At 68.3% G+C, this 16,987-nt stretch carries 12 protein-coding genes; 8 read left to right on the forward strand and 4 right to left on the reverse strand.

Translation table 11 applies throughout. The features are described 5' to 3' along the window. Positions 1-9: 9 nt before the first annotated feature. The 5 genes from B5F84_RS01090 to B5F84_RS01110 all read left to right on the forward strand — a co-directional run bounded on the left by B5F84_RS01090 (position 10) and on the right by B5F84_RS01110 (position 9,099). Positions 10-2,544, forward strand: a complete 2,535-nt coding sequence (locus tag B5F84_RS01090; protein WP_087319818.1) for a U32 family peptidase — start codon at positions 10-12, stop codon at positions 2,542-2,544. Positions 2,545-2,613: 69 nt separating this feature from the next. After that, positions 2,614-2,850 (forward strand): NifU family protein, encoded by a 237-nt coding sequence (locus B5F84_RS01095; protein ID WP_087226890.1) that lies wholly within the window; start codon positions 2,614-2,616, stop codon positions 2,848-2,850. 15 nt (positions 2,851-2,865) lie between these two features. After that, on the forward strand, positions 2,866-3,693 hold the full coding sequence (lgt, locus tag B5F84_RS01100) for a prolipoprotein diacylglyceryl transferase (protein ID WP_087319820.1): 828 nt from the start codon (positions 2,866-2,868) through the stop codon (positions 3,691-3,693). A gap of 370 nt (positions 3,694-4,063) precedes the next feature. Then, the gene (locus B5F84_RS01105; protein ID WP_087319822.1) at positions 4,064-8,500 is read left to right on the forward strand and encodes an acyl-CoA dehydratase activase; all 4,437 of its coding nucleotides are present in this window, start codon (positions 4,064-4,066) and stop codon (positions 8,498-8,500) included. Continuing rightward, positions 8,497-9,099: a TetR/AcrR family transcriptional regulator gene (locus B5F84_RS01110; RefSeq protein WP_143786022.1), complete on the forward strand. Its 603-nt coding sequence runs from the start codon at positions 8,497-8,499 to the stop codon at positions 9,097-9,099. Before B5F84_RS01105 ends, B5F84_RS01110 begins: the two co-directional genes overlap by 4 nt. Before the next feature lie 629 nt (positions 9,100-9,728). Here B5F84_RS01110 and B5F84_RS01115 read toward each other — a convergent pair. From B5F84_RS01115 to B5F84_RS01130, 4 genes are all read right to left on the reverse strand, one after another. After that, a complete protein-coding gene (locus B5F84_RS01115) occupies positions 9,729-10,934 on the reverse strand; it encodes a putative ABC transporter permease (RefSeq protein ID WP_239378158.1) in 1,206 nt (401 codons plus the stop codon). Positions 10,935-10,988: 54 nt separating this feature from the next. Continuing rightward, a complete protein-coding gene (locus tag B5F84_RS01120; protein ID WP_087319827.1) occupies positions 10,989-11,618 on the reverse strand; it encodes a helix-turn-helix transcriptional regulator in 630 nt (209 codons plus the stop codon). A gap of 350 nt (positions 11,619-11,968) precedes the next feature. Next, complete coding sequence (locus B5F84_RS01125) at positions 11,969-13,147, reverse strand: ATP-binding protein (protein ID WP_087319829.1); 1,179 nt, start codon at positions 13,145-13,147, stop codon at positions 11,969-11,971. Positions 13,148-13,321: 174 nt separating this feature from the next. After that, complete coding sequence (locus tag B5F84_RS01130; RefSeq protein WP_087319830.1) at positions 13,322-14,515, reverse strand: helix-turn-helix transcriptional regulator; 1,194 nt, start codon at positions 14,513-14,515, stop codon at positions 13,322-13,324. Positions 14,516-14,844: 329 nt separating this feature from the next. On the opposite strand from B5F84_RS01130, the gene B5F84_RS01135 reads away from it, so the two are divergent. The 3 genes from B5F84_RS01135 to B5F84_RS01145 are packed head-to-tail and all read left to right on the forward strand — an operon-like array spanning position 14,845 to position 16,985. Next, positions 14,845-15,546, forward strand: coding sequence for a hypothetical protein (locus B5F84_RS01135; RefSeq protein WP_087319832.1), 702 nt, complete (start codon positions 14,845-14,847; stop codon positions 15,544-15,546). Positions 15,547-15,571: 25 nt separating this feature from the next. Next, the gene (locus tag B5F84_RS01140) at positions 15,572-16,231 is read left to right on the forward strand and encodes a cytidylate kinase-like family protein (RefSeq protein WP_204205464.1); all 660 of its coding nucleotides are present in this window, start codon (positions 15,572-15,574) and stop codon (positions 16,229-16,231) included. A gap of 49 nt (positions 16,232-16,280) precedes the next feature. Next, the gene (locus B5F84_RS01145) at positions 16,281-16,985 is read left to right on the forward strand and encodes a DNA alkylation repair protein (RefSeq protein WP_087319834.1); all 705 of its coding nucleotides are present in this window, start codon (positions 16,281-16,283) and stop codon (positions 16,983-16,985) included. Positions 16,986-16,987 lie beyond the last annotated feature (2 nt).

Below are 16,987 nucleotides of genomic sequence, written 5' to 3' on the forward strand. Positions count from 1 at the left end.
GGTAAGGCCATGACAAGAAGGACCACGTTCCTTGAGGCCCACGGCGTGCCGGAGCTGCTGGCGCCCGCGGGCGGGCCGGAGCCGTTCAACGCGGCGCTCGCGGCCGGCGCCGACGCCATCTACTGCGGCCTGGGCAACGACTTCAACGCCCGGCGCGGTGCCAGGAACTTTGACGAGGAGAGCTTCGCCGCCGCGTGCCGTCGGGCGCACCTGGCCGACGCTCGCGTCTACGTGACCGTGAACGTGGCCGTGTCCACCGAGGAGCTGCCGCGCGTGCTGGGGCTCGTGCGGAGCGCGTGGCTGCTCGGGGCCGACGCCTTCATCATCCAGGACTGGGGCCTTCTGGCGGAGGTCCGCCGCCGGTGGCCGCAGATAGAGACCCACGTCTCCACGCAGGCCAACGTGCAGGACGCCCGCGGCGTGGCGTGGTGTCGCGACGTCTGGGGGGCGGACCGCGTGACGCTCTCGCGCGAGCTCTCCCTGGCCGAGATCTCTCGCATCGCCGAGGAGGGCGTGGAGCTGGAGTGCTTCGGGCACGGGGCGCTCTGCTTCTGCTACTCGGGCGTGTGCCTCATGAGCTCGCTTTCCGGCGGGCGCTCGGCCAACCGCGGCCTCTGCGCGCAGCCGTGCCGGCTGCCCTACGACCTCGTGGACGAGGACGGCCGCGTGATGGAGATTCCCGGCGTGGCCACGCAGGGGCTCGTCGAGAAGAACCGCGGGGTCGGCGGCACCCGCCTGCTCTGCCCCAAGGACTACTGCACCGTCGACCATCTCGCCGAGATGCGCGACGCGGGCGTGGGCTCGGTCAAGGTCGAGGGCCGCATGAAGGCGCCCGACTACGTCTTCTCCGTGATCTCTGCCTACCGCGACGCGATCGACGCGCTTGCCGCGGGCGCGGACGACCCGGCCGCCGAGGCCGCGCGCCACCGCCGGCTCAAGCGCGCCTTCAACCGCGACTTCACGGACAGCTACCTCTGGGGGCGCTCCGACAACGACATGATGAGCTACGAGCGCTCCAACAACCGCGGGGAGCTTGTGGGTGAGGTCGTGGGGTCGCGCGCGCTCGAGGACGCCGTCGTGCGCCGCGGGGGCGGGCGCGGCGGTCGCGAGCGGCTGCGTCGGCACACCCGCGCCGACGTCGACGTGCGGCTTGACGCGCCGGTGGGGGAGGGCGACCTCCTGGAGCTGCGCCCCGCCGACGACCCCACGCAGTTCCTCACCGTCCACGCGCCCGCCGACGCCGCCGCGGGCGAGACGATCTGCTGTCGCGCGGCGCGCCCGATGCCCGCGGGCTCGCTCGTGCGCGTGATCCGCTCGCAGCGGGCGCTCGACGAGGCGGCGCGCGTGGCGGACCGGGACGTGGTCCGGCGACGGGCCGTGCACGTGCGCGTGACCGCGCGGCTCGGGGCGCCGTTCGCCGTGGAGCTCACGTGCGCCGATGGCGCCACGACGGCGCGGGCGGAGGGCTTTGTCGTGGAGGCGGCGCGGACCCGCGCCGTCTCGGAGGCCGACCTCGTGGAGCACGTGGGCCGCATGGGCCAGAGCGCCTTTGAGCCCGTGAGCTTCTCGGTTGAGCTGGACCCGGGCTGCGGCATGTCCTTCTCGGCCGTGCACCAGGTACGTGCCGAGGCCTGCTCCCGTCTTGAGGAGGCGCTGCTCGCCCCGTACGCGAGCAGGGAGGCGTGCAAAGGGGACAGTCACTTCTGCACGCCCGTGCCGGCGCGTGCAGAAGTGACTGTCCCCCCTGCACGCCCGTGCGTGTGCGCGCTCGTGGTGACGCCGGCCTGCGCCGAGGCGGCGCTCGCGGCGGGCGCCGAGCGCGTCTACGCGCCCGCCGACGCGCTCGCGCGCGGCGCGTGGCCCGCCTGCGTCATCCCCTGGCTCGACGAGGTCTGCCGCGAGGCGGACCACGACCGGCTCGACCCCTGGGTGCGCCTGGGCGAGCCCGTGGCCGTGGGCAACGTCTCCGAGCTCGCGCTCGCCGCCGAGCGAGGCGCGCTGGCCGAGGTCCGCTCCTGCGTCCCGGTGCACAACGAGGCCTGCCTCGGCGCCCTTGCGGACGCGGGCGCGGCCGGCGTCTGGCTCTCGCCCGAGCTCACGCTCGAGGAGGTCTGCGCCCTCGCGCGCGCGTCCCGCGTTCCGGTGGGCCTTGCCGTCTTTGGCCGCGAGCGCGTCATGACGAGCGAGCACTGCGTCCTGCAGGCGCTCGGCCGCTGCCGGCACGACTGCGCCCGGTGCCCCGAGCGCGCCCGGCGGCTTTCCCTGCGCGACATCGACGGCCGCGACCTGCCCGTCCGCACGGACATAAACGGTCGCTCGCGCATCTGGTCGGCCCACCCGCTTGACGCGACGCCGCAGACGGCCGAGCTCGTGGCGGCCGGCGTGGAGCGTCTGCTCGTGGACGGCGAGCTCATGGACGAGGGCGAGGTCACCTTTGCGGTGGAGCGCGCCGTCCGTGCCCTCGCGGCCGCCCGCGCCGGCCGGCGCCCGGCCCAGCGCGTCGCCGGCGCGACCTCCGGTCATCTTTTCGCGGGCATTGGGTAACATGTTCTGCGGACACATCCCAGCTCGCGGGTCCCTCCGGCCCGCGCGCCCCTGAAGAAAGGACCTCCCATGGCCGTTGACCGCGCACTTCTCGACGCAACCCTCGACGTCATCCGCCAGAGCCTCCAGGCCGACGGCGGCGACGTGGCCCTCATCGACGTCACCGACGACGGTGTGGTCACCCTGGAGATGCAGGGCGCCTGCGCCGGCTGCCCGCTCTCCTCGCTCGACATGTCCGAGGGCATCGAGCGCATCCTCATGGAGCACGTGCCCGGCGTGACGCGCGTCCAGCCCGCCGCCTTCTAGACGGGCGAGAAGAACGTGTTCCTGAACGAGCTCTACCACGCCCTCGACCCGGTGGCCTTCTCGCTGGGGCCGTTCACGGTGCGCTGGTACGCCCTGGCCTACCTGGCCGGCTTTGTCCTTGCGGGCGTGGTGATGTGGCGCACGCAGCGCCGCTGGAGGCTCGGCCTTTCCGTCGACGACGTCTTCTCCATCATGATGGGGATCGTCTTTGGCATCATCGTCGGCGCGCGCCTGTTCTACGTGCTCTTCTACGGGGCGGGCTACTACCTTGAGAACCCGCTCGAGATCATCATGCTGAGCCACGGGGGCATGAGCTTTCACGGGGGCCTGGTGGGCGCCGTGGTGGGCGGGTCGCTCGTGTGCCGCCACTACGGGATCTCCGTGGCGTCCGTGTGCGACCTCGGCGTCATCGGCGCGCCGCTCGGCCTGTTCTTTGGCCGCTGCGCCAACTTTGTGAACGGAGAGCTCTGGGGCAAGGAGACGGACCTCCCCTGGGGCGTCATGTTTGAGACGGGCGGCGCGGTCTACCGCCATCCCTCGCAGCTCTACGAGGCCGTCCTCGAGGGTCTTGTGATCTTTGCGGTGCTCTATGCGCTCTCGCGCCGCGTGCCGCCGCGCCCGCAGGGCACCTTCACGGGCTGGTTCCTCACGCTCTACGGTGTCTTTCGCTTCCTAATCGAGTTTGTCCGCGTGCCGGACGCCCAGCTCGGCTACCTCTTCGGTCCCATCACGATGGGCCAGCTGCTGAGCCTGCCGCTCGTGCTTCTGGGCGTGGGAATCCTGGTGGCCGCCCATCGCCTGGGCCGGCCCCAGCGGGGTTACCTGGACGGCCCGCGCGCGTAGCCGGCCTGGCCGCGCGCGGTCTGGGGCCGCGGGCTTCTCGTCCGTTCTTCTCGTCTGGCGCCCGCGTCCCTCTCACCCGGTACCTGCGGCCTTCTTGTTCGGTGTCGTCGTTCTTCTCGTCCGGCACCGTCGATTAACGCACAAAATCTGACACAGTTTTTTATATCCGCAGGTAAAAATAACGCACATGTCAGATTTTGTGCGTTAATCGACGGCGTCGCGCTGCCCGGACGCCGGGACCGCACTGCCCGAACGCCGCGCTGCCCGGCCGGCCCATCTCTCAGGCCTGTGTTTTTTAGACACGTTGTCTAAAAACCGGCGCGCGAGTTGCTAGAGTACCTCTGTCAGAAACGAGCGAAGGCAGGTGCGCATGGCAGAGGCGAGAAGAACCCTTTCGGTCGGCATCGACATCGGGTCCACGACGGTGAAGGTGGTCGCGCTCGCCGATGACGGCGCCACGGTCTTCTCGCGCTACGTGCGCCACGGGGCGCGGCAGGCGCGCACGGTCGCCTCCGTCCTCACCGAGCTCGGGCAGGCCTTTCCGGGCGCCGTTTTCCGGGCGGCTCTCACCGGCTCGGGCGCGTCCACCCTGGCCGACGCCCTCGACCTGCCCTACGTGCAGGAGGTCGTGGCCAACTCCATCGCCGTCCGCGCGCTCTTCCCGGAGGCGCGCACGGCCATCGAGCTCGGTGGCCAGGACGCCAAGATCATCTTCTTCGAGCCCGACCCGCGCACGGGCGAGCTCACGGTCTCCAACATGCGCATGAACGGCTCGTGCGCGGGCGGCACGGGCGCCTTCCTGGACGAGATCGCCTCGCTGCTCAAGGTGGCGCCGGAAGGCTACGACGCGCTTGCCGCCGCCGGCACCACGGTCTACGACATCTCCGGCCGCTGCGGCGTCTACGCCAAGACGGACATCCAGCCCCTCATCAACCAGGGCGTCTCCCGCGAGGACATCGCGCTCTCGTCGCTGCACGCCGTCGCCAAGCAGACGATCGGCGGCCTCGCGCAGGGCCTCGACGTGGTGGCCCCCGTGGTCTTTGAGGGAGGCCCGCTCACGTTTGACCCCACGCTCGTGCGCGTGTTCTCCGAGCGGCTCGGGCTCGCCCCGGACGAGGCCATCGTCCCGGAGCACGCCGAGACCATCATGGCACGCGGGACCGCGCTCGCCGTGGGGCAGCTCTTCGCCGACCGTCCGGCGGACCTCGACGTGCCCCGTGCCGTCGCCGTCCTCCAGGAGCTCGACGGCCGCCCGGCGGAGCGGGAGGCGCCGGCGCCGCCGTTCTTCTCGTCCGCCGAGGAGCGCTGGGACTTCGAGCGCCGCCACGCCGCGCCAGAGGACCCGACCCCGGCCGCGCCCGTCGACGGTCGGCTCCAGGTCTACCTGGGAATCGACTCGGGCAGCACCACCACCAAGTTTGCCCTCGTTGACGCGACGGGCGCCCTCGTGGACTCCTTCTACGCCTCCAACGAGGGTGCGCCGCTTGACGTGGCGGCCCGCGCCCTGCGTGAGCTCGCGCGCCGCCACCGCGCGGCGGGCCACGAGCTCGAGGTCCTGGGCGTGGGGACGACGGGCTACGGCGAGCTCATGTTTGCCAAGGCCTTTGGCGCGGACCATCACGTGGTGGAGACCGTCGCGCATGCCCGCGCGGTCCGCGACCTCGTGCCCGACGCCACCTTCGTGCTAGACATCGGCGGGCAGGACATGAAGGCCATCTGGCTCGACAACGGGGTCATCACCAACGTCGTGGTCAACGAGGCCTGCTCCTCCGGCTGCGGCTCGTTCCTCGAGACCTTTGCGCGGACGCTCGGCATCCCCGTGGAGGGGATCGCCGAGGCGGCCTTCCGCTCGAGCGCGCCCGCTCACCTGGGCAGCCGCTGCACCGTCTTCATGACGAGCTCCATCGTGACCGAGCAGCGCAACGGCAAGTCCCCGGACGACATCATGGCCGGTCTCTGCCGCTCGATCATCGAGAACGTGTTCACCAAGGTCGTCCGCGTGCCGAGCATGGACGCGCTGGGCGAGAAGATCGTGGTGCAGGGTGGCACCTTCCTGAACGACGCCGTGCTGCGCGCCTTTGAGCAGCGCGTGGGCCGTCCCGTCACGCGCTCCCCGCACGCCGGCCTCATGGGGGCCATCGGCGTGGCCCAGCTCGTGCGCGAGCGCGCCGAGGAGGGCATGCGCGCCACCGGCTGCCGCCCGCGCACGGCCTTCGTGGGGTTTGACGCCCTGCGAGAGTTCTCGTACGAGACCGAGACGGGCCTTACCTGCCCCTTCTGCCAGAACCACTGCAGTCGCACCCGGATCGTGTTCTCCAGCGGGGAGTCCTTCGTCACGGGCAACCGCTGCCCGCGCGGCGAGGTCGTGGGCGACCCGCGCGACGAGGGCGTCCGCGCGCAGGAGCGCAAGGTCCGCGAGCGCACCGCCCGCGTGCCCAACCTCTTTGCGGAGCGCGAGCGGCTGCTCTTCCGCGAGTACCCCGTGGAGCCCGTGCGCGACCTCGGGGACAAGGCGCCCGTGATCGGCCTGCCGCGCGTGCTGGCGCTCTGGGAGTGGGCGCCGTTCTGGACCACCCTCGTGCGCGCCGTGGGCTACCGCGCGCACCTCTCGCGGCGCAGCACGCGCGCGATCTACGAGCGGGGGCTTCCGGCCGTGACCTCGGACACGGTGTGCTTCCCGGCCAAGCTCGTCCACGGCCACCTGCGCGACCTGGCGGACGCCGGCGTGGACCGCATCCTCATGCCCTCGATCACCACGGTCCCCTCGGACAACGCCGCGCCCACGAGCCAGTCCATGTGCGCCGTGGTCAAGGGCTACCCGCTCGTGGTGAGAAACTCCGACAACCCGGAGCGTCGCTGGGGCATCCCCTTTGACGCGCCGCTCTTCCACTGGTACAGCAAGAAGGACCGCGAGGGGCAGCTCATGGACTGGCTGCGCGCGTGGGCGGGCGTCACGCGCGTGCAGGCCCGCTCGGCGATTCGGCAGGCCGCGGCGGCCCAGCGTGCCTTCCGCGAGGAGCTGGAGCGCCGCGGGCGCGAGGTCCTCGAGCAGGTGGGTCGCGACGGCGGCTACGCGGTGGCGCTGGCCTCGCGCCCGTACCAGAACGACGCGCTCGTGAACCACGACCTGCCGGGCCTCTTCGTGCGGATGGGCGTACCCGTGCTCACGGCGGACGCGGTGCCGGGCGTGCACGACGTGGACCTCTCGGCCAGCCGCATCGACGTGGTGAACAACTTCCACGAGCGGATGCTCGGCTCGGCCGTGATCGCCGCGCGCGACCCGCGCCTGGAGTACGTGCAGCTCGTGAGCTTTGGCTGCGGCCACGACGCCTACCTCTCGGACGAGATCGTCCGTCTCATGCACGAGGTGGGGGAGAAGGCCCCGCTGATCCTCAAGCTGGACGAGTCCGACGCCACGGGCCCGCTTGGCATCCGCGTGCGCTCGTTCGTGGAGACGGTGCGCGAGCGCCGGGCGGCGGCGCGGGCGGCCGGCGGCGCGGCGGACCCGCGCCCGCTCTCGGACCCCTATCCAGTTAAGTTTGAGCGCGGGGACGAGAAGGTCTATGAGGTGATCGTCCCCAACACCAGCCACGCGTTCTCGCGCCTCATGGCGGCCGTGGTGAGCCGCCAGGGCCTGCGCGCCGTGCCGCTGGAGATCGGGCGCGAGGAGGCCATCCGCCTCGGCAAGCGCTACGTGCACAACGACATCTGCTTCCCTGCGCAGATCGTGATCGGCGAGATCCTGGCCGAGCTCGAGCGCGGCGGGCACGACCCTGACCGCACCGCGGTCATGATGGCCAAGTACGTGGGCGACTGCCGTCTCACGCACTATGGCGCGCTGCTGCGCAAGGCGCTCGACGACGCGGGCTACCCGCAGGTCCCCATCATCACCAACGACGGCGCGGACTCCCATGACCTGCACCCGGGCTTTCGGCTGGGGGTTCCTGCCTCCACGAACTTCGTCCTCGGCATTGCCATGGTGGACGTCTACGAGGCGCTGCTGCGCAAGGTGCGCCCGTACGAGACCGAGCCGGGCGCCGCGGACGCCGCCTTCGAGCGGGCCATGGACGGGCTCATCGAGGGCATCTCTGCGCACGGCGCCCGTGGCGCGCTCGACGCCTTCCCGCGGGGCCTCGAGGCGCTCTCGGCAGTGCCGCACGACCGCTCCCACCTGCGGCCGCGCGTTCTTATCGTCGGCGAGTACCTGCTCAACTTCCACCCCGGGGCCAACCACGAGATCGAGCGCTACCTCGAGGCCAACGGCCTGGAGGTCGTGGAGGCGCGCATGGCCGACGTCATCCGCAAGAGCTACTCCTACAAGCACGCGCAGGCCCGCGAGTACCATGTGGACATCCCCGGGCGCGAGCGCGCCTGGAACGCGCTGGCGGACCGGATCTTCTCGACCGCCCTTGCCCTGGTCGACCGCGTGGCGCGGGACTTTCCGCTCTACGAGCGCCCCGCGAGCATGGCCCAGCTGGCCGAGAAGAGCGACCCGATCATCCCGCACACCTTCGACGCGGGCGAGGGCATCCTCATCCCGGCGGAGATTCTGGAGCAGGCCGCGCGCGGCGTGCGCAACTTCGTGATCCTGCAGCCCTTTGGGTGCCTGCCCAACCACGTGGTGGGCCGCGGCATCATCAAGCGTGTGAAGGAGCTCTACCCGGACGCGCAGGTGCTGCCGCTGGACTACGACCCGGACGTGAGCCAGGCCAACATCGAGAACCGCCTGCAGATGCTCGTCATGGACGCGCGCCCGGACGTCCCGGCGGACGAGGCCGCGGGCGCGGCGCCTAAGGGGGAGCGGTGAGCGCACGCACGGCCGAGCGTATGAAGGCGAGGCTCGCGGACGCCCTCTGGGACTGTCTTGCCGAGCTTCCGGTGGGGGAGATCTCCGTGGGCGACGTCATCGAGGCGGCCGGCGTGAGCAGGGGCTCGTTCTACTACCACTTTGACGACCTCGACGAGCTCCTTGCCTGGGCCATCCGACAGGAGGTCATGAACTCGGACCGCAAGGGCCACTCCTTCGCCCTCCTCCTCGCGCGCGCGGAGCCCTCCGGGAACGCGCTTGTGCAGCGCGCCATCGCGCGCGTGTGCCTGCTGCTGGACAAGGGTGGAATGAGCCCCGTCTTTGACGTGGCGCTCGACGCGATGCGCGAGGTCTGGGTTGCCGTGCTGGAGCCCGAGGGCGGGCGGCTTCCCGACGGGGTCGTCGCCCAGCTCGAGTATGCGGTGGGCGGAAGCGTGGGGATGCTCGCGCGCGCCAGCCGCTCGACCGAGGCCAAGCTGCGCGCGTCCTCCGCGTTCATCCGGGCCTGCAACCGGACCCTCGTGGAGCGCATCGCCGACGAGCTTGGTGTGAGCGCGGCCGAGCTGGTCGCGCGCCTCGAGCACGTCGGCGGCGCATAGCGCGGGCGGCAGCCGGCGGGCGCGCGTCGGGCGGTGGTTCTTCTCGCCCGCGGGCGCGCGGGCCGTTCGTCACGTCGTCTCCGGTGCCGCTGTCCCGCCCTGCCGCCCGGTGCCCCGACGGGTTACGTACACTCCGGCCGGTTACGTACAGGAAAAGGCGTCCTTCTCGATAGGGTGTTTTGCATTTCTGCAGGTAGATGACGTACGGCCGAGTGTACGTATCCAGCCAAAGTGTACGTAACCGGAAAACGTGTACGTAACCGAGTGGGGATGTATGTATCCGGGAGGACGATTGCCGGGCCGGGACCAGGATCAGCCGAGAAGGACTTTCATGTCGTCAATCGGCCTCGTCCCTCATCTGGTTGCGTACATTTCCGACGGTTACGCACACTCCGGACGGTTACGTACACGCTTTCTGGTTACGTACACCCAACAGCAACCCGTCTACCTGCTGGAATGCAAGATGTCGCTCCGATGAGGGTGCTTTTTCGTGTACGTAACCGCTCAGAGTGTACGTAACCACCCGGAGTGTGCGTAACCGCGGGGAAGGGGCGGCCTCCGGCCCCGGACCTCCGGCCCCCTGGCCCTCGGCCCGCGGCACCGGGTCCTTCTCGCCTGACGCGCGGCTGCTAGCTGCGGGCGGAGTCCTCGGGCGTGATCGTCATGGACTGGAAGCGGTTGGCCATGTAGTCGTTGCCGTAGTGCTCGGCGTAGAACTCCTCTACCGGGGAGCTCGGCGGCAGGCCGCACTCGCGCTGGTACCAGCACTCGAGGGACTGCAGCGTCATGACGGCGTTGACCAGCATGAGCGTGGCGCAGAGCGCGGTCACCGAGTAGCGCGCCTGCCAGGGGATGAGGTTGATGAGCTTGAGCAGCCACGGCAGGCAGAACTTGATCCAGACAAAGCCCAGCACGCCCCACATGCACATGAAGAGCGTGCTCGTGCGACCGCCCATGAGCGCGGCCACCGGGTCCGGGAAGAGGCCGAGGATCGTGGAGCCCGAGTAGTCCCAGGCCACGGCGCCAAAGCCCACCTGCATGAACCAGGAGACCGCCGCCTCGAAGAGCCCGCCGATCACGGCGGACACGAGGAAGATCACGACCGGGTTGGCCCGGTAGAAGCGGTTGAGCGCCACCGTCATGAGCACGGCGCCCACACCGTAGATGGGCGAGAAGGGCCCGTAGAGGAGCCCCGCGCGGTCCTGGTAGACGCCCGGGTCCACCACGACCATGTGCCAGATGACCTCCAGGACGAGCCCCAGCACGCTGCAGACCACGAAGACCCAGAACAGGTTGAAGAAGTCCAGCTCGATGAAGCCGCGGTCGCCCTTGGCGCGCCCGAGCGTGCCGTCCTCGGCGTCCTCCTCGAGCTCCATGTCGCGCAGCTTGCGCTGGAGCCGGCGCTCCGAGATGAGCGTGGGGTCTATGGTGGCGGAGATCACCACGAGGACGAGTAGCCGCACGCCGTCGTAGACGAGGTTCTCGCCAAAGCCGTTGAGCATGATCTCCAGTAGGAGGTTGGTGATGCCCACGCCGATGAGGCCGTAGGCGATCTGTGCCACGTGCCGGCGGCGGTTCTTGAGCACGAGCACGCCAAAGAAGACGTAGCCCACCGCGCCGAGGGCGAGGAAGACGACCTGCGCTATGGTGAGTGACATCGTGAGCGTGACGTCGTGGTGCTCGCGGAAGAGGCTGGCGCCGTACTGGGCGAGCGGCACCGCGATGAGAGCCATTAGCGCGAGCACGGCGACGGCGGTGACGAGGCAGTAGATGCCGTAGAGCTTGAGGGCTATGGATATGCGGCGATTCTCGGCGGGTGCTTCGGGGTTTTCCATGGGGGCTCCTTCACGGGGCGGCAGTGGGTTCATCGTACCCCGTTTGCGGACGCGCTATCCGGTGAGCGCATCCACGAGCCACATGCCCCCGTAGCCGAAGAACCATCCCGCCGCGGCGCCAATGAGCACCCAGCCTGCGGTGCGCACGACCTTCATCCAGCGGGGGATGAGCCGCTCGCGCCGGCCGCGCTCGGTGTCGCGGTCAACCGGCTTGCCGTTCCAGAAGGAGATGATCTCCTGATAGGTGACGAGGTCGTGCTCTTTCTTGATGCGGTCGGCCCACGCGGAGGCAAACATGACGATTCCCCAGAGCACAGCCGCGAGTGCCACGGTGGGGAGCGTCTGCATGACGGAAAGGTCCCAGACGGTCATCTGGTAGGTCCACCAGACCAGGGCGAGCAGCATGAGCACGATGAATCCCGTCATCGTGTAGCTCAGGTGCTTGAGCAGCTGCATGTCCTTCTCGACAGCTTCCTTCATGGTGTCCACGTCTCCTCTCACGAGCTCGTCGATGGTCGTGCCAAAGACGCCCGCAAGGAGCAGCAGGCTCTGGACGTCGGGGTAGGTCTTGTCGTTCTCCCAGGAGCTGATCGTCTGGCGGCTCACGTAGATGCGGCCCGCCAGCTCGTCCTGCGAGAGCTTCAGCTGCGCGCGATGCTCCTTGATGCGGCTCCCGAGCTCCATGTCTGCCTCCCTCCGACTTTGGCGCGACCCCTGTCGAGAAGAACGTGACGGTTCGGGCGGAATCGTACCATCAAAGGTGGACGACATCGCGGCGCGGGCGGCGGCCCGGGGCTGTCAAAAGGTCTTGACAGTGGCGCTGAGCTGGGGTTCTTGAGAATGAAACCCGTTCGGCGAGGCGCCTGGGACACCTCCCGATTTCTCGGACGTCGGTGTCGGCCCGCTCGAGGGCGCATGCTGCGTCCGCGAGAATCTGCGCGCTCCTGTCTCGCCGCTGCGAAGGTTCCAGGCTCGTGGCCGCCACCCATGAGGATGGCGCCAAGTGTAGCGGGGCGCAGGGCGAGAAGAGCCTCCTACTGGAAGAGTGGCACCCTTCCCAGCAGAAAGTCCTCTACGGGAAACTCGTCTGAGCCGACAACGAGCGCGTAGGTCCCCGGATACCTCTGAACGAACTCACCAAGTCCCTTGAGGCTCTTGACGCGCCCGCTCTTCACCTCGATGGCGGTCCTTTTTCTGCCTTGCGTCACAACGAAGTCCACCTCGGCCGATCCCTCTCTCCACCAGTTGACCGAGAAATGCTCGGTCTTCGACCGGGCGAGGAGGTAGGTGCCGACCGCGGTCTCCACGAGGTGGCCGCGGCGGTCGCCGTCCTCGAGCAGCCTCGCTCGACTCTCTCCCGAGGAGACCACCATAAGAGATGTGTCGTGCACGAGCAGCCTCGGCGAGCTGCCGCGCTCTTTGAGAATCTTCTCGCCATACTTCCTGAGGCCGCTCATAAGTCCTGCATGCGAGAGAAGCTCCAGATAGCGTGCGATGGTGTCTGTGTTGCCCCGATCGTCGAGCTGGCCCAGAAGCTTGCGATAAGAGATTTCCTGGGCAGAATACGTGGCGCCCACCTCAAATAGCGCCCGGAGAAGGGCGGGCTTGCGAACCGTCTCCATCTCGAGGATGTCCTGCGTCAGCGTTGGCTCGATGATGGCATCGCGCACATAGGCGCTCCACCGGGGCTCGTCATCGCGGAGCTGCACCGCTCCGGGATATCCGCCAAAATAGAGGTACTCGTCCAGCGTGCAGCCAAAGGCCTCTCGGCATTCGCCGTAGGACCACTGCGTTGAGGGAATGAGCTCGTAGCGACCCTTGAGGGACTCGGACATGCCCTGCTTGAGGGTGAGCGTAGAGGAGCCTGTCAGAACCACCTTTACATTGTGCCCGCGTCGCGTGTCCTCATCCCACAGGTGCTTCACTGTTGCAGACCAGTCGGGGACCTTCTGGACCTCATCGAGCGAGAGGATGGCCTCGCCCTCGTCTGTCGCGACCTCACGAGCGGACTGCCAGACTTCCTCAAGTCTGCGAGACCGTCGGTCCCGTGGCCGATCGAAGGCGAACTCAACCTGGGGTGCCTCTACGTGAGAGAGAGCCTGGTTTACGGCGGTGCTTTTGCCCGTCTGCCGCGAACCTACCACGATTTGGATGAAGCGTCGCGGTTCGCCAAGGCGGCCCGCCAACAAGCCCACGCAAGCTCGCTCGTACATGAGACCCCCTTTCCAATGTCCCCATTATCTCGATGTATTGAGAATAACCTATCAATTTCTCGTTATTGTTATTTTGATAGGATAACCTATCAAAATCAAGAAAAGGCAATTTTGATAGGTTACCTGACGATTGGGCCCTGTTGCTGGTCGCGAGGAGTTGAGATCGGCATGAGCTTAGCGAGGCGCCTTTTTGCGTGAAAGGTGCTCCACCGCCTCGGCGATCTCCTGGTAGCGGGGGTCGTCTCCGGCGAGGTCGCGCCATTCGGGGGAGGTCACCCGCTCGGCAGTCTGCTGGCGCAGGGTGCGGCGCAGGTCGTCCAGCTGCCGCACCTTGTGCTCGGCCCAGGCCTCGCCGGCTCGGGCGGGGTCGAGGCGCACGGCCATACGGTCCCAGAGCGGGGAGTCGGACGGGTCCGTGCCCGTCGGGCCGGCCGCCACGGCGTCGACCGCCCGCGCAAGCGCAGCGAGTGCCTCGTCCTTCTCGCCCGCGCGACGCAGGGTCTCTGCCACCTCAAAGGCAATCGTGGCCGAGAAGAACGGGTTCACCGCGCCCATGCCGAGCGCCGCAAAGACCGCCTCGGCGGCGTCGCCTGCCGCCCGTGCGAAGGCAGCGTCATCCCGCATGCCCACCTCCTGCACGAGCGACGAGAGCACGAAGTTCGCCGCGCGCAGGCGCTCCGCCTGCAGGAGGTCGAGCGCATCGTCATCTCGCCCGAGCTTGCGGTAGGCCGAGGCAAGGAGCATCGTCGGGGCGCCCGCGTCCTGGCGGCGCACGAGCGGCTCCAGGAGCGCAGCAGCCTCCTCGTGCCGCTCTGCCTGAAAGAGCGTCGTGGCCTTCTGCTGCTGTGCGAGGTAGAGGGTCGCGGGGTCCGTTGCCACCTCGAGCACGCGGTCGAGCAGGGCGAGCGCCTCGTCCGTGAGCGCGCTGGCGTCCGGCAGGGCGTCCGCCGCACCGTCCTTCTCGCCTGCCGGCGTGAACGGCGTGACCATGCCGGCCGCCCACACCGTGAGGAGCGACGCCAGCATGAGGAGGAGGTTCACGTCCGAGTAGTGCTCGGCGGCAAGTTCGTGCAGCCGGTCGTGCGCGGCGGCGAGGTCCTTCTCGCCCAGCGCATAAACCTCGGCGTAGAGCGCGGCGGACTCCTCTTGGGTGAGCTCGTCGCGCCAGTCAAAGAGCTCGTCCAAAGAAAGCGAGAAGTACGCGGCGATGCGCGGCAGGAGGCTCACGTCCGGAAGGCTCTGGCAGAGCTCCCACTTGCTCACGGCGGCCTTCGAGACGCCCAGGTGGGCGGCCAGCGCCTCCTGCGTGACGCCCTTGCGACGGCGCTCCCGCGCGATGGTGCGCCCGATGTTGATGATTTCGCTCATGATGTTCCTCTCGACGAGACGGACGGGCGGCGGCCGGCTGCCGTCTCCAGTATGCGGTCGAGCGGGAGTGGAATCAAAGGAGCGCTGGTTGACGTTTTGCACGCGGGGTCAACGGCCGCTCGACGCGAGGGCTCAAAAAAGACGGCCCAAACGGAATCGGCTGTGCTAGAAACCCCGGCAAGACAGCAAGCGCCCGATTTCCTTTTGGAGCGCATCAAGCACAACAGCAATCAAAGACCACATCAGTAGCCCGCCGGGGTTTATCCATTGTGTAGTAGGCCTGCGTTACACAAACGCGGGCCTACTTTTTTTGTGTAAGGAGGAAGAACATGCTGCTCTTACTTGGCACCACCCTGACCGCAAGCTTCTTTGACAGCCTGAACCCGTCCGCCATCGCGCAGCAGATGCTGCTCCAGGCCATGGTGAAGAGAAAACGCCACATCTGGTTCTTCATCCTTGGCATTGGGACGGCAAACCTGCTGATGGGCCTGGCCATCTACTACGGGATCGCCACGTGGGCGTCTAAGCTGCTCGCGCAGATCGCTGGCTCCTACCCGCTGCAGGTGTATGGCGCGGCGGCGGTGGGCGGCGTGGCCCTGCTGGTTGCCGGGCTGCGGCTCGTTCTTGCGACAAGGCGCAGCAACGCCGAGAAGGGCGAGGCCGGGTGCGAGGAGGCCGGCGAGGCAAAGGCTCCCGCCCAGCTCTCGCCCGTGTCGCTCTTCATTATGGGGGCGGCGTTTTGCATGGTGGGGCTGACGAGTGCCTTCCCGTACTTCGGCTTCCTGACGCTCCTGACGAGCTACGACCCGGTGTTCCCGGCGGCGATGCTGCTCATTGGGGTCTACAACTTCATGTACGTGCTGCCCCTCATCCTGCTCTACTTTGGCTACAACCGCCTGCAGGGGACGACGGCCATCATCAAGCTGGAGAGCGTGCTGGAGAAGGTGCCGTCCTACATCGTCCCGGTGGTGGTGAGCCTGGTGGGAGCCCTGCTGGTCTACTACGGCGCGACGTCGCTGCTTTCCGTCTAGGGCACAACAGCTCAGGAGGTGTCTCATGAATAGAATCGTTACCATCAGCCGGGAGTTCGGGAGCGGAGGCCGCGAGGTCGGCCGGCGCCTGGCGGAGGCGATGGGGGTCGCGTACTACGACCAAGAGATCGTTGCCGCCCTCATGCGGCGCTCAAAGGTCGCCGAGGAATACGTCCGCTACATGGAGGAGCAGCGCCCGCTGCCGCTGCTTCCCATCACGACCGCGCGCACGTTTGGTCTGCCAACGAACCGGGCCGTCACGGAGAACCTGAACTTCTACCTGCAGGAAAGCCGGGTCATACAGGAGGTCGCGGAGGCGTCCGACTGCGTGATCGTGGGGAGGTGCGCGGACTACGTGCTGCGCGACCTGAGCCCGGTGCGTCTGTTCGTCTACGCGGACATGGAGCACAAGATCGCCCGCTGCCAGGAGAAGGGCGACGACGCGGAGGGGCTCACGGTTCCCGAGCTGCGCAGGAAGATCGTGTCCGTGGACAAGAGGCGCGCGGTACTACCAGTTCTACACCAGCCAGCTCCTGGGGAGGAAGGAGCACTACGACCTGTGCGTCAACACGTCGCGCCACGCCCAGGTCAAGGACCTCATTCCCAGCCTGGCGGTGCTGGTCGAGCGGTATGCCGAGGGTGGCGGCTGCTAGCGAATGGAGACAGCTCAAGCAGGTCTGCCTGAGGCATAATGCCGTTAACGGCTTCGACGAACCAGGCGAGGGGAGGAGCCCATGAACCACGTGACCGACCGCATTCGGCACGAGCTCGAGGCGCTCGCCGACCCCACGTACCGCGACTTCCAGGCGAAGCTCGTGCCGACCGTTGACCCCGCGCGCATCCTTGGCGTGCGCACACCGGCGCTGCGCGCCTACGCCCGGCAGCTCGTCCGCGAACGCTCTGCCGACGCGCGTGTCTTTCTCGCCGCGCTTCCCCATGAGACCTACGACGAGAACAACCTGCATGGCGAGCTCATTGGCCGCGTCGCCAAGACGCCCGCAGAGGCGTTCGGACTGCTCGACGCGTTCCTGCCGCACGTCGACAACTGGGCGACCTGCGATCTCATTCGCGTTCCCGCCTTCAAGCGCGACCTGTCGGCAGTGCTCGAGCGCATCCGCAGCTGGATCGCCGCGGAGCCGGAGTACGTGGTGCGCTTTGGAGTGGTCCAGCTCATGGCGCTCTTCCTGGACGACGCGTTCGAGCCCGAGCACCTCGAGCTCGTGGCCGCCATCGGCCGTCCCGAGTACTACGTCAACATGGCGCGTGCCTGGTACTTCTCGTTTGCCCTGATCAAGCAGCCTGCGGCGACGATGCCTCTCTTTGAGCGGCGGCCCTGTGCCCTCGACGCTTGGACGCACAACAAGGCGCTCCAGAAGGCGCGCGAGAGCCGCCGCATCACCCCGGAGCGGAAGGCGTACCTGCAGTCGCTCAAGGTGTGAGC

It is taken from the genome of Olsenella sp. An290 (genome assembly GCF_002159535.1).
Lineage (GTDB): Bacteria > Actinomycetota > Coriobacteriia > Coriobacteriales > Atopobiaceae > Thermophilibacter.